The sequence below is a fragment of the Neobacillus ginsengisoli genome (assembly GCF_030813055.1).
In genome coordinates this window covers 880193-893509 of record NZ_JAUSTW010000001.1, presented here as the reverse complement: position 1 = coordinate 893509, position 13317 = coordinate 880193, and the positions used below count along the sequence as shown (strand labels likewise).

14 protein-coding genes and 1 riboswitch are annotated in these 13317 nt (G+C 34.6%); of the genes, 4 read left to right on the top strand and 10 right to left on the bottom strand.

Translation table 11 applies throughout. From position 1 onward, the window contains the following. Positions 1-285 precede the first annotated feature (285 nt). Positions 286-475, top strand: a riboswitch (Lysine riboswitch). Between the two features lie 98 nt (positions 476-573). Beyond that, a complete protein-coding gene (locus tag J2S10_RS04760) occupies positions 574-2043 on the top strand; it encodes an amino acid permease (RefSeq protein WP_307404900.1) in 1470 nt (489 codons plus the stop codon). Between the two features lie 70 nt (positions 2044-2113). Here J2S10_RS04760 and J2S10_RS04755 read toward each other — a convergent pair whose 3' ends face one another. The 5 genes from J2S10_RS04755 to J2S10_RS04735 all read right to left on the bottom strand — a co-directional run bounded on the left by J2S10_RS04755 (position 2114) and on the right by J2S10_RS04735 (position 5196). Beyond that, positions 2114-3352: a sensor histidine kinase gene (locus J2S10_RS04755; RefSeq protein WP_307404898.1), complete on the bottom strand. Its 1239-nt coding sequence runs from the start codon at positions 3350-3352 to the stop codon at positions 2114-2116. Beyond that, positions 3336-4028, bottom strand: coding sequence for a response regulator transcription factor (locus J2S10_RS04750; protein ID WP_307404896.1), 693 nt, complete (start codon positions 4026-4028; stop codon positions 3336-3338). Before J2S10_RS04750 ends, J2S10_RS04755 begins: the two co-directional genes overlap by 17 nt. A gap of 137 nt (positions 4029-4165) precedes the next feature. After that, complete coding sequence (locus J2S10_RS04745; protein ID WP_307404894.1) at positions 4166-4435, bottom strand: hypothetical protein; 270 nt, start codon at positions 4433-4435, stop codon at positions 4166-4168. Positions 4436-4440: 5 nt separating this feature from the next. Continuing rightward, the gene (locus tag J2S10_RS04740; RefSeq protein ID WP_307404892.1) at positions 4441-4824 is read right to left on the bottom strand and encodes an SHOCT-like domain-containing protein; all 384 of its coding nucleotides are present in this window, start codon (positions 4822-4824) and stop codon (positions 4441-4443) included. Beyond that, the gene (locus J2S10_RS04735) at positions 4825-5196 is read right to left on the bottom strand and encodes a DUF2089 domain-containing protein (RefSeq protein WP_307404890.1); all 372 of its coding nucleotides are present in this window, start codon (positions 5194-5196) and stop codon (positions 4825-4827) included. A 268-nt stretch (positions 5197-5464) separates the two neighbouring features. Here J2S10_RS04735 and J2S10_RS04730 point away from each other — a divergent pair, with 268 nt between their 5' ends. Beyond that, positions 5465-5659, top strand: a complete 195-nt coding sequence (locus J2S10_RS04730) for a hypothetical protein (protein WP_307404888.1) — start codon at positions 5465-5467, stop codon at positions 5657-5659. A 72-nt stretch (positions 5660-5731) separates the two neighbouring features. On the opposite strand, the gene asnS is transcribed toward J2S10_RS04730, so the two are convergent. Further along, complete coding sequence (gene asnS / locus J2S10_RS04725; RefSeq protein WP_307404886.1) at positions 5732-7123, bottom strand: asparagine--tRNA ligase; 1392 nt, start codon at positions 7121-7123, stop codon at positions 5732-5734. Between the two features lie 185 nt (positions 7124-7308). Further along, positions 7309-8172 (bottom strand): alpha/beta hydrolase family protein, encoded by an 864-nt coding sequence (locus tag J2S10_RS04720; RefSeq protein WP_307404884.1) that lies wholly within the window; start codon positions 8170-8172, stop codon positions 7309-7311. Positions 8173-8722: 550 nt separating this feature from the next. Here J2S10_RS04720 and J2S10_RS04715 point away from each other — a divergent pair. After that, positions 8723-8953: a hypothetical protein gene (locus J2S10_RS04715; RefSeq protein WP_307404882.1), complete on the top strand. Its 231-nt coding sequence runs from the start codon at positions 8723-8725 to the stop codon at positions 8951-8953. Positions 8954-8973: 20 nt separating this feature from the next. Here J2S10_RS04715 and J2S10_RS04710 read toward each other — a convergent pair whose 3' ends face one another. Then, the gene (locus tag J2S10_RS04710; RefSeq protein WP_307404880.1) at positions 8974-9441 is read right to left on the bottom strand and encodes a GNAT family N-acetyltransferase; all 468 of its coding nucleotides are present in this window, start codon (positions 9439-9441) and stop codon (positions 8974-8976) included. 174 nt (positions 9442-9615) lie between these two features. Here J2S10_RS04710 and J2S10_RS04705 point away from each other — a divergent pair, with 174 nt between their 5' ends. Then, complete coding sequence (locus J2S10_RS04705) at positions 9616-9750, top strand: BA3454 family stress response protein (protein WP_307404878.1); 135 nt, start codon at positions 9616-9618, stop codon at positions 9748-9750. Positions 9751-9823: 73 nt separating this feature from the next. On the opposite strand, the gene helD is transcribed toward J2S10_RS04705, so the two are convergent. Both helD and J2S10_RS04695 read right to left on the bottom strand, forming a co-directional pair. Continuing rightward, complete coding sequence (gene helD, locus J2S10_RS04700) at positions 9824-12166, bottom strand: RNA polymerase recycling motor HelD (RefSeq protein WP_307404876.1); 2343 nt, start codon at positions 12164-12166, stop codon at positions 9824-9826. Between the two features lie 211 nt (positions 12167-12377). Next, positions 12378-13253 (bottom strand): hypothetical protein, encoded by an 876-nt coding sequence (locus J2S10_RS04695; RefSeq protein ID WP_307404874.1) that lies wholly within the window; start codon positions 13251-13253, stop codon positions 12378-12380. Positions 13254-13317 lie beyond the last annotated feature (64 nt).

Here is a 13317-nt window from a genome sequence, read left to right as displayed (position 1 = left end):
TATCGATTCTCCACTTATATGTAAATTTAAAAGTTTTTTATAATAATAATAAATTATCTGTCAATTGCGAATATATTGCTCCTAAACCAATGGTTCGGACCATTGTTGAAACAAACTAAAAATTTATCCTTTTCTCAAAATGAATATTTATACACACTTAATCAATATTCATGCTATATTATCTATATACTCTGTCTCAATATTTATAAAATTGCATTGACAATTTCACAATAGTATTTATACTTTAGTAGTATATTAACTTCATATGACAAATCCTCATCAAACCGATGAGGTAGAGGTCGCGGTTTTTATGAGTAATACGGACTAGATGCAGAGACATCTCTGACTCCGTATGAAAGGAAAAGCTGCCGAAGTGTGCTTTCTTCTCTGGTAAAGCATGCTGGGGCTGTCTCCAAAAAGGAACAGAACTGTCACGTTTGGCCCTACCAGCCATTCGTGTTGAGCTATCTTTCGGAAGGTATGATGCGGGGTATTTACAATGCCATCGATTCTGCTTCGATGGCATTTTTTATTCCAAACTCCTTCCTAAATAAATATAAAGGGGTCTAGATCATGCAAACTGCACGAGTATTAAAAGAAGATATTCATCCACCTAAGAAGGAATCTTCTGAATTAAAACGAAGCTTAAAAGCGCGTCACCTTACAATGATTTCCCTGGGTGGTACGATTGGTACAGGTCTTTTTCTTGCAAGCGGAGGAGCGATTCATTCTGCTGGTCCGGGCGGTGCCCTTCTTTCCTATCTTGTAATTGGTGTAATGGTATATTTTCTAATGACCAGTCTTGCTGAAATGGGAGCCTATATGCCTGTTGCAGGAAGCTTTAGCACATATGCAAACAAATTTGTTGATCCATCTCTTGGATTCGCTCTTGGTTGGAATTACTGGTATAACTGGGCAATAACAATTGCCGCTGAATTATCTGCGGTAACAATGATTATGAAATTCTGGTTTCCACATACTCCATCAATTGTATGGAGTGCTGTCTTTTTAGCTATTATGTTTTTATTAAACTATATTTCTGTAAAAGGTTTTGGGGAAGCAGAATATTGGTTCTCTTTAGTTAAAGTAGTAGCTGTTATTGTTTTTGTTATAACTGGTGCATTGATGATTTTTGGAATTATGGGCGGTCACGTAATCGGTTTTAAAAACTTCACGATTGGTGATGCTCCATTCCACGGCGGCTTTATGTCCATGCTGGGAATCTTTATGGCAGCCGGTTTCTCTTTCCAAGGCACAGAACTATTAGGAGTCGCAGCAGGTGAAACAGATGACCCGGCAAAATCAATTCCTCGTGCTGTAAAACAAGTATTCTGGCGTATTCTTTTATTCTATGTATTAGCAATCTTAGTAATTGGACTTTTGATTCCTTATACAAATGGTTCATTAGCAAATAGTGATGTAAGTGTCTCACCATTTACACTTGTTTTTCAAAAGGCAGGCATTGCTTTCGCAGCATCTGTTATGAATGCTGTCATTTTAACAGCTGTATTATCTGCAGGAAATTCAGGAATGTACGCTTCAACACGTATGCTATGGGATTTAGCCCGTCAAGGTAACGCACCAAAATTTCTTGGCAAATTAAACAAAAATGGTGTACCTGTTAATGCCTTAATCGTAACATCATTAGTAGGAACACTTGCTTTCCTCGCCTCTTTATTTGGAGATGGCACGGTTTATGTTTGGTTATTAAACGCTTCAGGAATGTCAGGATTTATCGCCTGGTTGGGTATTGCTATTTGTCACTACCGTTTCCGTAAGGCATATGTTGCCCAAGGAAAAGACTTAAACTTGTTACCATATAAATCAAAATTCTTCCCATTTGGTCCGATCTTCGCATTTGCTGTTTGTGGATTTGTTGTTTTAGGGCAAAACTACTCAGCATTTATGGGCAATCATATTGATTGGAACGGCGTCTTAGTATCTTACATCGGTTTGCCTTTGTTCCTTATTATATGGCTTGGCTATAAATTTACGAAAAAAACAAAGGTTATCCCTTTACAGAAATGTGATTTAAACAATTAATATATCCTAACAAAAATAGCACGCAAATTGCGTGCTATTTTTTCTATTGATATCCCTACAAACGTTCTTTTTATGGAAGTTTTATCGTAAATTTGGTACCTTCATTCAATTTACTTTCAACATTTATATGGCCATGGTGTGCTTCTACAATCCACTTTGCTATAGATAATCCCAGTCCTGTTCCGCCTTCTGCTCGTGTTCTACTTTTATTACTTCGATAAAATCTGTCAAATATGTGGGGGAGATCCCGTTCAGGAATTCCGACTCCGGTATCCTTAATTATTATCTGAATTAAATTTGCTGCATTCATACAAATAATACTAACCTTTCCTCCACTTGCCGTATATTTAATGGCATTATCTACAAGAATGACAAGCAGTTGGTGGAGTCGGTCTTTATCACCAAAATATTGAAGATCTCTTTCTATTCTCTCTTCTATATTAATTTCTTTCATTTCTGCGATAGGTTCAAATTGTTCTACAATCAATTGAAGCATCTCGTCAAGCGCGAACCATTGAGAAATTATTAATTGTTCATTTGAATCTGTCCTTGCTAAGGTTAACAAGTCCTCGACTAATTTATTTACTCGTTTTACTTCTGATAAGCTTTTGTAAATCGTTACGCTTTCCTGTTCAATGGTATTAGCCGGATGCCGAAATAGCAGCTCTAAATGGGTTTGAATCACTGATAATGGTGTACGCAGTTCATGCGAAGCATCAGCCACAAACTGTGACTGCTTTTCCCATGATTTTTGGATCGGAACAAGGGACTTACTTGCAAGGAAAAGACCCGCAAAATAGGATAAAATCAAACCACCGGCACTACCTAATCCAATCATTTCAAGCAGATTTTTTAATATAGTTACTTCAGGGTCAATATTATAAACCAGTTCAATGGCCGTGACTTTTTTCATACTTAATTTGTTAATTTTATTTCCATTTATGGTTAATATCCGATAAAAATGACCATCAATTGATTGTGTTCTTAAATGTTCTGTCGTTTTCTTTGGCATTAAATTTCTTAGATCTTTTTGAGAAAAAACATTTGGAGGATCACTTTTTATAATTCCACCTTTTTTATCCCAATAAAGGTAAGAAACTCTTCGTTCAGATTCTCTTTCCGTTTCCTCAGGTACCGGCGTTCCATTATTCTTAATAAGGCTGTCCGCTTTTAATAAAAGCCTATCATCATTCGTAGAATACGATTTTCGATCCATATAAAAATAAACACTTAACCCTAAGACGCTCAAAATAATAAAGAAAACGAATGTATACAAAGACACAAGTCTTAGTTTAGTTTTTCTGAACATCCTCATCGTCCCCTTTAAGCATAAAGCCAATTCCACGAACCGTTTTAATAAAATGGTCACCGTGAAAGGTCCCCATTTTTTTTCGAAGATGGTGTACATAGACATCTACTACATTTAAGCCAGTATCAGAACTAAATCCCCAAATACGATTAAATATTTGATCCCTTAACAGGATTTGTTCTTTGTTTCTGATTAAAAACTCCAATAATAAATATTCTTTTATCGTTAATTGAAGCTTTTGATTATATATATATCCATCACGCTCTTGTTCATTCAGTTTGATTGGTCCATAAATAAGTTCATTTTCATGATTGTCTCCCTTACCACGGAGAAGGACACGAATTCTTGCCAGTAATTCAGGCGCCGCAAATGGTTTTATTAAATAATCATCCGCCCCAAAATCCAAACCTTTTACACGGTCCTCTACACTATCTTTTGCTGTAAGAAGAAGTATCGGAGTCTTGATGGAATTTTCTCTCAATGATTTACAAACCGAGAAACCATCGAGTTCAGGTAGCATAATATCAAGGATAATAGCATCATAAATGTTTTGCTTTGCTAAGAGCAGTCCATCGAAACCATTCATGGCGGTATCTACATAGTACTTTTCCTCGTATAAAATATGAGCGATTCCTTCTAAAAGCGCCTTTTCATCTTCAACGATTAATATTTTCATCTCTTCCTCCATCTATTAGAAATTCGATGGGACAAAATTTCAATTTAAATATTCTTTAGACAAGGATACCATATCTTTTTTAAAAAATTTTTAAAATAAAATTGAGAAAAGCATTATCCCTAATACGGAATAATGCTTTATAACCTGACTGTAACCTTTGTTCCATCATTTAATTTGGTATCAACTAAAATTAATCCTTTATTTTCCAAAAGGGCCTTCAATAATGGTTTAAAATCTTTCCTATTTATTTGCGGAACTTTAAAAGATTTCCCGTCTTTCTCGATCGCTTTGTTGGCATAACTTATCATCCTTTTTGATGTAAGAAGACCACTTAACATGTTTAAGAGAGGGTAAGGGATAGGAACGATAAATTTTCTATCCTTCGTGCTAATTTTCACCATTATCATTGGCGTCACTCAATGATAACGAATACTTTTTCGCCTTTGGCCGAGGTAATATCGACAATCTGTCCGTCTACCTCGTTTTCAATGGCTTCAATTAGCAGATCAATATTTATATCCTTTACATATTTTTCAGCTTCCGGGATTTTCTCAGCAATGCTTGTTCCCACTTTTAAAACGGCTTTAACCAGTTTAATTGGTAAATTAACGTTTACATTGTCCCCGACCTCAGAGGTAACTCTAATTTTAAGAATCTTATTGATGTATGGAGTTTCTTTATTTAGCAGAATTTCTTTATCTTTACCTTGCAACACATTGATCAATTCAGTCGCTTTTTCCTTATCTAGCTTTCCTTCCTCGACCATCGTTAAAACTCTTGTAATTTCATCTTTCATTTACAATTCCCCCTCTTTCAATAATTGGATAGCCTCTTCCGCAGTTATTTCACCTTTTTCAAGCATCGAAACAACCTTTTTCTTATCGACTTCAGTTTTCTTATTTGACGTGTAACCAAGGGAAGAAATAATGTCATCTAATTTCCCGCGTACGGTTGGATAGGATATTCCCAATTCTTTTTCAACCTCTTTTATGTTTCCGCGAGATTTTAGAAAAACTTCGATAAAATGAAGCTGCTCCTGACCTAGAGATGCAAATTTAGATAGTTCAAATTCATTTTCCACTGTTGTTTGGCAATTGGTACATTGTAACTTAGTAATTTTTAATTGTTTGCTGCAAACCGGGCAATTTGATATTAGTGGATAAGCCATATTACTCTCCCTTCCATCTTTAACCAAATTACACAACACATTATTCAATAATTAAATAATTAAATTAAAATTTTTCATTATTTCAACGAAAATAATTAAAATTATTTAGCTTAATATTAATTTTAATCAAGTATTACTCAAGTATTTATATACTAAATAAAAATTATCAGCTTTCACATTCGAGGAAATTCAGAAATGGACACAATAAGCATGAAATCTTTTATTCGTAAAATAATTGCTTCATCATTTTGTGGTATACTTAAAAGGAATGAAAAAAAGGGGTGTCAAATTGAGGAGCGTAAATAACCGCTACAAAAATGGTCAAATTGTGAATATTAAAGAAACTGGTGAGGAAGTCACCATATTAAAATGGCAATATGTAAAAAACATGAAAAGATACTCTTACATTGTTAAGGAATATCCAGGGACATTTTTTTTCGAAGAAGAGTTACAAAATCCCTAGAATTTGCAAAAAGACAAGAAGACCAATTCAGCGAATTGATTTTCTTGTCTTTTTAACTTTTATTATCAAAAATTAAAATTCAGCATTTCCAGGTGTTCTTGGGAATGGGATTACATCACGAATATTAGACATACCTGTTAAATACATAATTAAGCGTTCGAAACCAATGCCATAGCCTGAATGTTTGGTGCCGCCGTATTTTCTTAATTCAAGGTACCACCAATAATCTTCCTCATTCATACCAAGATCGGTAATTTTACCGGCCAAAATGTCTTCGCGCTCTTCACGTTGACTTCCGCCAATCAATTCTCCAATTCCCGGCACCAGTAAATCAGTTGCCGCAACAGTTTTGTTATCTTCATTTAAGCGCATATAAAAAGCTTTTATTTCTTTTGGATAATCGGTCACAAATACCGGTCTTTGGAAGACTTTTTCGCACAGGTAACGTTCATGCTCTGTTTGAAGGTCGAGTCCCCACTCAACTGGATAGGCAAATTTTTCTCCTGAATTTTTTAACAATTCGATTGCCTCTGTATAAGTGACACGGCCAAAATCAGCAGTATGGGCATTATTTAGACGATCCAGTAAGCCTTTTTCAATAAAGCTGTTAAAGAAGTTCATTTCTTCAGGGGCTTCTTCTAAAACATAACCAATGACATACTTCACCATATCTTCTGCAAGGTCCATAATATCCGGTAGTTCAGCAAAAGCAAGTTCAGGTTCAAGCATCCAAAATTCAGCCGCATGTCGTGCTGTGTTGGAGTTTTCAGCTCTGAATGTAGGGCCGAATGTATAAACATTGCGGAAGGCTAATGCGAATGCTTCGGCATTCAGCTGCCCGCTTACTGTAAGATTCGATTCCTTACCGAAAAAGTCTTTGGTGGAATCGATTTTTCCTTCATCATTTTTAGGAAGGTTGTCCATGTCCAGAGTTGTCACTCTAAACATTTCTCCCGCACCCTCAGTGTCACTTCCGGTGATAATCGGCGTATGAACATAAACAAATCCGCGATCCTGGAAGAATTTATGCAGAGCATATGAAGCGAGAGAACGGATGCGGAAAACTGCCGAAAATGTATTGGTTCTAGGTCTTAAATGGGCAATTGTTCTTAAATATTCAAACGAGTGTTTTTTCTTTTGTAATGGATAGTCAACGTTTGAAGTCCCTTCAAGCATAATTTGTGTCGCTTTAATTTCAAACGGCTGCTTTGCTTGCGGGGTGTGAATAAAATCTCCTTCCACTTTAATGGAAGAACTAATTGGTAGCTTTGCTATGTCCTTGAAGTTCTCCAATTGTTCATCAAATACAATTTGCACGCCTTTAAAAAAGCTGCCATCATTTAATTCGATGAAACCAAAGGTTTTGGAATCACGAACGGTTCGGACCCACCCTGATAATTGGACCTTTTGATCGACAAAGTTTTCTGTATTTCTGTACAAATCCTTAATTAAGGTTTGTTTCATTATGTATAGACCTCCTAAATCTTACGTATAAAAAAACCTTCCATCCCATTTGGGACGAAAGGAAAATTCTACGGTACTAATGTTTTGCTTTTATCCCTTCAATATTATATAAAATATTATACCAAATAAGCAATACCAACAAATATTAGCGTTAGAATGTAAAATTATTTTGCTTAATATGATTCCTACGAAATTTTGGCAATTTCTGAGACAATATGCTCATTAAGCCACTCAAGACGGTCTTGAAAAGCAGATTCACAATTTGTAAAAAGATGGTCTGTATCATACCAAGAGATTTTCTTAGGAGAACTTGCTGCTGAAAAATATGAGGTTGACTGGTCTTGATTGATATATTCATCATTTTTAGCAAATTGAAAATAGATGGATGACGGGGTAGCATTTTTCACGTAGTGAATCGCATCTAACTTTTCCAAATTTGCGATAAAATACTCAAATCTTTCAGGAGTTAGGAAGCTGCGAATTATTGCAGCCATGGGATGTTCACTTGTTAAATGCCATTCGGAGGCTTTTGGATAACCTGCGATCAAGATGTATGTCCTGATTCTATGTTCAATACCTGCCAAAACTCCACCCCAGGTACCACCGAAGCTGTGACCGACAAAGGCAATTTGGTTTTCGTCAACACATTCCAGATCACAGAGTAGATCTATCCCTCTTCGTAAATCCATAATCGTTTGAATATATTTTTCTATATCCGCCAGTACTTCGATGGTTCTAGCTAAATTTTGTTTTTCATGTATTTCCTGTGTTTTCTCCTTACGTATAAAAGGGGCATTAATCAATAGCGACACAAATCCTTTTGCGGCAAGGAGTTCAGCTTCCTTTAAAAAAGAATCGCGGCTTCCCTGTCCCGGATGCAAATAAATGATAGCCGGATGTGAGCAAGCTATATCAGGAACAATTAAATAGGCAGGAACCCTCCCTTTGAAAGGGCTTTCAAAAAAGACATCGTTAACGGAATAACCTTTTTTTGAAATAGATGCAATCTCCTTAAATCCTGTTAGAATATCTCCTTTGTATTCAAACATCCATTACCACCCCCAAGATCATTCTCTTATTTTAATTTATTTGAATTTTCAGTAAAATATAATTAAAAAATAAAATAAATCACCAAGCAAATTTCCTAAATCTATGAAAAGGTCAAAAAACTTTTAGGTATAATCCTATTTTACCATCTTTCAACTTATAGTTGATAGGAAATTATTCCCATACAAAAAAACCTTGATGATTTACATCAAGGCTAAAGAATTTCAAATATCTCATTTGCAGTTCATCTAAAGAAAATAGTTTTCCAGCGCAGTTATTTATAAAACAAAATAACCCTCTCAACGTTACTTTCACTGTATAATGATGGATTTTTAACATAGAGTCTCCTTTTTAAATAATTAGATTTATTATGAAATTTTCCACCTCGGAAAGAAGCTTGATAATGACTATATCATTAGTCCAATATTTTTAAAGAAAAAAATACCACCATTTGTCATATTTATTTAAAAATATTCAGATAATTAGCAGGAAAATTTAAATTTCTGTCGAATTTATAATCAAATGTTCGATTCTTGATTGAGGGGGATTCCTGTGGATAAAGTTACTTGTATTGCATTTCTCCTATTCCATTCTGCTAAGAGTCAAGACATAAGAGAAAAAGCCATTCAATTGTTGAATGGCGATGTGTCACTTCGGGATTTAAAAAGGATTGTTGCCGTTCAGCCCCATTTAGTGCTAGCCGAATCATTATTAAAAAAGAACAAACTGGACAAAAACGAAGTCCAAAAATTTGCAGAGGAATTTATGTTAATTGAAGTTTAAAACTTCCTTTTTGAAGTTTTTTATCCTAATTGTTTCTCATAACATAAAATTTCATTGCCATATTTCCATACTGAAGATTTGTAATAAACAAAGCCAAGTGATTTCCAAAAGGAATGTGCTTTTGTATTTTCTTTCAATACACCGATCCGAACATGTTTAATACCTCGTTCAAGCATTTCATTTTCAAAAAGCGCATAAGCTTCTGCACCAAATCCATACCCTTGGTAATCCCTATGGATCATTAAAAGCCCCAGCCACGGATAATGATCATTAGGATTTTCCATTAAATAATCAATCAAGCCGATATAGGTGTCATCAAGTTTGATGAAAGAACTAGTGGAAAGAGGATTAATAAACTCTCCATCTATATCATTTATATTCCTAATCGCCTTACCATTTTCAAAAGTATTGTATTCATGGTTTGAATTGATGATCTCTAACGCAATATAAAGTGTTTCATTTGTAATACCTTCAAAATACATAGGCATATTGTTTTTCCCCCATGGATTATTTGAAACCATTATAACAAATTAGATCAGAATTATTTTAAAGTTTTCGTTTTCTAGTCATAGTTTTCGCAATTTATGGATAGGATGAAATGTTGTGTATTAATTAGGAGCTGCAAAGAAAAATAATCTTCAATGTAGAGAAAGGTGATTTTAATGGTACAAGTGAATGTAAAGGTGACTTACGAAGGAAAAAGTTATTTAACAAATGTCATAACCAAAGCAAATACATCGGATGAAGAAATATTACGTATTGCATATGAACAAGTTCAGCAACAATGGAAGAAGTGAATAGATAGATTCCATTTTCCTATTAAGTTAAACATAAAAAACAGCAGCCATTGGCAGCTGTTTTTTATTCTTATTATGAATTTATTTTTACGGCTTTTATTCCATAATATTCCTTTGATACATTTGCCATCAGGGGACTAATTCCGTTTGTTGCAACCATATGAAGTTCGTGCATGGCCCTTGTGCAAACAGTATAAAATAGTTTTCGTTCACTTTCATTTTTATATTGAGAACTATCATAAAGGATGACGGCATCGAATTCTATTCCCTTTGACAAATACGAGGGAATTACAAGGATTCCTTTTTCATAGGAGATGGTTCCTTTTTCAATTAAATGAAGACGAATTTCATTTTTAAGAGCATCGTAGGCAAATTTACTTTCTTCTACTGTTCTACAAATAACAGCAATTGTTCGATGACCATCTTCCTGAAATTCCTTGATTTTAGCGAGTACGAAACTATTTACCATTATAGGTTCCACTTTGGTGACAGTTGGTTTTCTACCCGGCCTGTTAAACGGCTCAATTTTTTCACCGCCTTCAATTAAAGCACTGGTGAATTCGACAATTTCTTTTGTAGAGCGGTATGTTTTTGTTAAAACAAATGATTCAACATCTTCCCCTTTGATTTCAAGATCCGTTAAAACAGTCTCAGCACCTGTTGCACCCGAAAAGATCGCTTGATTAAAATCACCGAGGAGGGTCATTTTACTATAGGGAAACAGCCTTTGTATAAAAGTAAATTGAAACGGAGTATAGTCTTGAGCCTCATCAATAAATATTTGACGGATTGATGTGTTTGACTTACGTCCACTTATTAAATCTTGTAAATAAACGAATGGTGTAGCATCCTCGTAGTATATTTCCATCTTATTTAACTTTTTCACTGTTTGGATACAAATCTGTTCCCAATTGTCCTGGAGTCTAAGCTGTTTTTTTTCATTCTCCTTAAAAAATTGAAGGTAGATACCCAACATGTCGATGAATTTTAACCTTTTGACTTTGGCAAAAAGGGGTTTGAATTTTTCCTTCACGACCATTTCAGCGAGAAGTTTTTGTTCCTGTGCAAAATCATCAAACGTATTTTCAGTAAAACGATTCTTTTCCTGCATTTTCTTGAAAACTTCCAAGTACTCCTCTTTTTCAAGAAATTGTACCTCTTCCTCCACCCAACTTTTTGAACGTTCTTTTTTAACTCTTCTCTTTAATTCTCTTAATAGCCATTCTTTCACAAGCTGTATCCGGTTCGGAATAGAGTTGCTTTCTTCTAATGAATAAAAATAATCATGAATTGTCTCTTTGGAGATTAAAACTTCCCCTCTAAAAGTTAAATCTATAAAAATTACACCTGCATTGGACAATCTTTTTGCATACTGATCAATCATTTTCTTAAATTCAAGACTTGCCTTAAAACGAACGCCATTGACTCTTACGGCATAAGTCTGGTCTTCTTTCTTTGTAAGCAAATACTCCATTTGAGTAAAAGCGTCTTCGACATGGAATTCATTCCCTAAACGTTGAGTTATATATTCCATATACGTTGCCTGCTGCATATTCTCTTCCCCCAATTCAGGGAGCACAGTGGCAACATAGCTATTAAATAACGGGTTAGGTGAAAAAAGCATAATATTTTCTGACTTTAATGTGTCACGGTAGCGGTATAACAAATAAGCAACCCGTTGCAATGCTGCTGAAGTTTTTCCGCTTCCGGCTACACCTTGGACGATAAGCAGCTTACTGCGTTCATTTCGGATAATTTGGTTTTGCTCACGCTGAATCGTGGCGACAATACTTTTCATTTGTGTGCTTGCGTTGCTCCCAAGTACTTCCTGAAGCATTTCATCGCCTATGGTTACACCTGTATCAAACATACCTTTTATTTCTGAAGACCTAATAAGAAATTGACGTTTTAATTTCATTTCTCCTTCAATCATGCCATCCAGCGTTTTATATCGTGCAGGACCCGGGGGAAAATCATAATAAAGACTTGAAATTGGAGCGCGCCAATCATAAATTAAAAAGTTTTCGTCAGCCTCGTCCATAAAAGAAGCGATTCCCAGATACACTTGATCGGCTGATTTTTCTCCGTTTTCTAAAAAGTCAATTCGACCAAAGTAAGGGGAAAATTTTAATCGCTCCAACGTTTTAAGTTCCTTATTCATTTGTCTATGCGTCCGTTCACGTTCTGATAGGAGCTCAGCCTGTTGTTTAATACTTGCTGCCGTTTCGGTCATATCATCCGGGTCATCTACATTGACTGTTACATCCTGCCAAAACGTTTTCCGAAGCTCCAGCACATCTGAAACTACCCTACCTGCATTCTGTTCAAGCTTATTTACCTTTTTAACTATCTCCTTTACAATTAACCTGACTCGTTCTTGCTCCATTTGCCGGTCTCTATTTTGTAAATCACTCATTTGTCCACTCTCCCGAATAATTTGAGTCCTATTGTTTGACAACCAAGATAGAATATGATAAGGTTAATATAGGAAAATTATATTAATAAACAAATTTAATTAGACCAAATTTTATCATATCACGAAGTGTCTTCAATATCAATAATGATTGCAAAAAACGCCTCACGGGCGTTTTTTTATTTTATTAATAAGCAAATTTTAGGTTTTTAATTTAATCTCCCCTCTTTTGCACTTCTTTGTTTTTTTCATATTCCCTTTTACCTTCTCCGTATACCCAATCTCTAAATTTCCCATAAAGATTAATCATTATGATACGGGGTATGATATAATCCGATATTTTTAATTTAATTTCAAGAAGCCCCATCCTTCTTAATAACTCACTATGACTAACTCCGAAAAACAACACCTTCAACTTTGCCTTCCAACTATTTTTTTTCCTTAATGAAAATGCTGCGAAAACAGAAAGTGAAATAGAATATAACGGCACCATAATAAAGTGTTCTGACCAACTATGGTACCTCCCTATTCCAAACCTTACCTTCCGTAGGACCGTTAAAATAAATAATAAATTTGCTTCTGAAACCAGGATCATAAAGAAAAGTGAAATAAATCTTACAAGCGGATTTTTTTTAGAAAGATAGTAAAACCATAAATCACTCAATTTAAAATAAAAAGGAATTAGAAAAAATGTATAGGAAGTTTTCCACCAATTGTGCTTATAGACCCCAAGTCTTAAGAATAATTTTTCTACCCCGGAAAAATAAATACTTGCCAGCAATTTCCCTTTCCACCCTAAATTTAAGACGGATAAAAAAACAGCAGTAAAAGGTAAAAAAATGGCTTGAGATAAAATCGCCCCAAAATTATTATCCAAAAAATTTTTTTTCAATATTTTTGGTTTATAAATATAGGCATTAAATATGTTTAAAACAAAGTATTCTAAAAGATAGGCAAATCCTATATTCGACATTAACAGTGCGAATAATGATTTTCTATTCTTACTTTTATAAAAGGAAAATCCTAATAGAATTGAATGGATTACTAATAAAACGATAAAAGGAATATAATTCCGTTTTGTTTTCTTCATAGTCATTTCCCATTCCTTATTAATTAATATTGGTAGTATTTGATTTATTGGTCTTTTCATTCTT

Coding starts and splice junctions, on each gene's coding strand:
- J2S10_RS04760 (WP_307404900.1), top strand. CDS start 574: ATGCAAACTGCACGAGTATTAAAAGAAGATATTCATCCACCTAAGAAG.
- J2S10_RS04740 (WP_307404892.1), bottom strand. CDS start 4,824: ATGAAAGATGAAATTACAAGAGTTTTAACGATGGTCGAGGAAGGAAAG.
- J2S10_RS04705 (WP_307404878.1), top strand. CDS start 9,616: ATGGTACAAGTGAATGTAAAGGTGACTTACGAAGGAAAAAGTTATTTA.
- J2S10_RS04720 (WP_307404884.1), bottom strand. CDS start 8,172: ATGTTTGAATACAAAGGAGATATTCTAACAGGATTTAAGGAGATTGCA.
- J2S10_RS04745 (WP_307404894.1), bottom strand. CDS start 4,435: ATGATAATGGTGAAAATTAGCACGAAGGATAGAAAATTTATCGTTCCT.
- J2S10_RS04695 (WP_307404874.1), bottom strand. CDS start 13,253: ATGAAGAAAACAAAACGGAATTATATTCCTTTTATCGTTTTATTAGTA.
- asnS (WP_307404886.1), bottom strand. CDS start 7,123: ATGAAACAAACCTTAATTAAGGATTTGTACAGAAATACAGAAAACTTT.
- J2S10_RS04750 (WP_307404896.1), bottom strand. CDS start 4,028: ATGAAAATATTAATCGTTGAAGATGAAAAGGCGCTTTTAGAAGGAATC.
- J2S10_RS04755 (WP_307404898.1), bottom strand. CDS start 3,352: ATGTTCAGAAAAACTAAACTAAGACTTGTGTCTTTGTATACATTCGTT.
- J2S10_RS04710 (WP_307404880.1), bottom strand. CDS start 9,441: ATGCCTATGTATTTTGAAGGTATTACAAATGAAACACTTTATATTGCG.
- J2S10_RS04735 (WP_307404890.1), bottom strand. CDS start 5,196: ATGGCTTATCCACTAATATCAAATTGCCCGGTTTGCAGCAAACAATTA.
- helD (WP_307404876.1), bottom strand. CDS start 12,166: ATGAGTGATTTACAAAATAGAGACCGGCAAATGGAGCAAGAACGAGTC.
- J2S10_RS04730 (WP_307404888.1), top strand. CDS start 5,465: ATGAAAAAAAGGGGTGTCAAATTGAGGAGCGTAAATAACCGCTACAAA.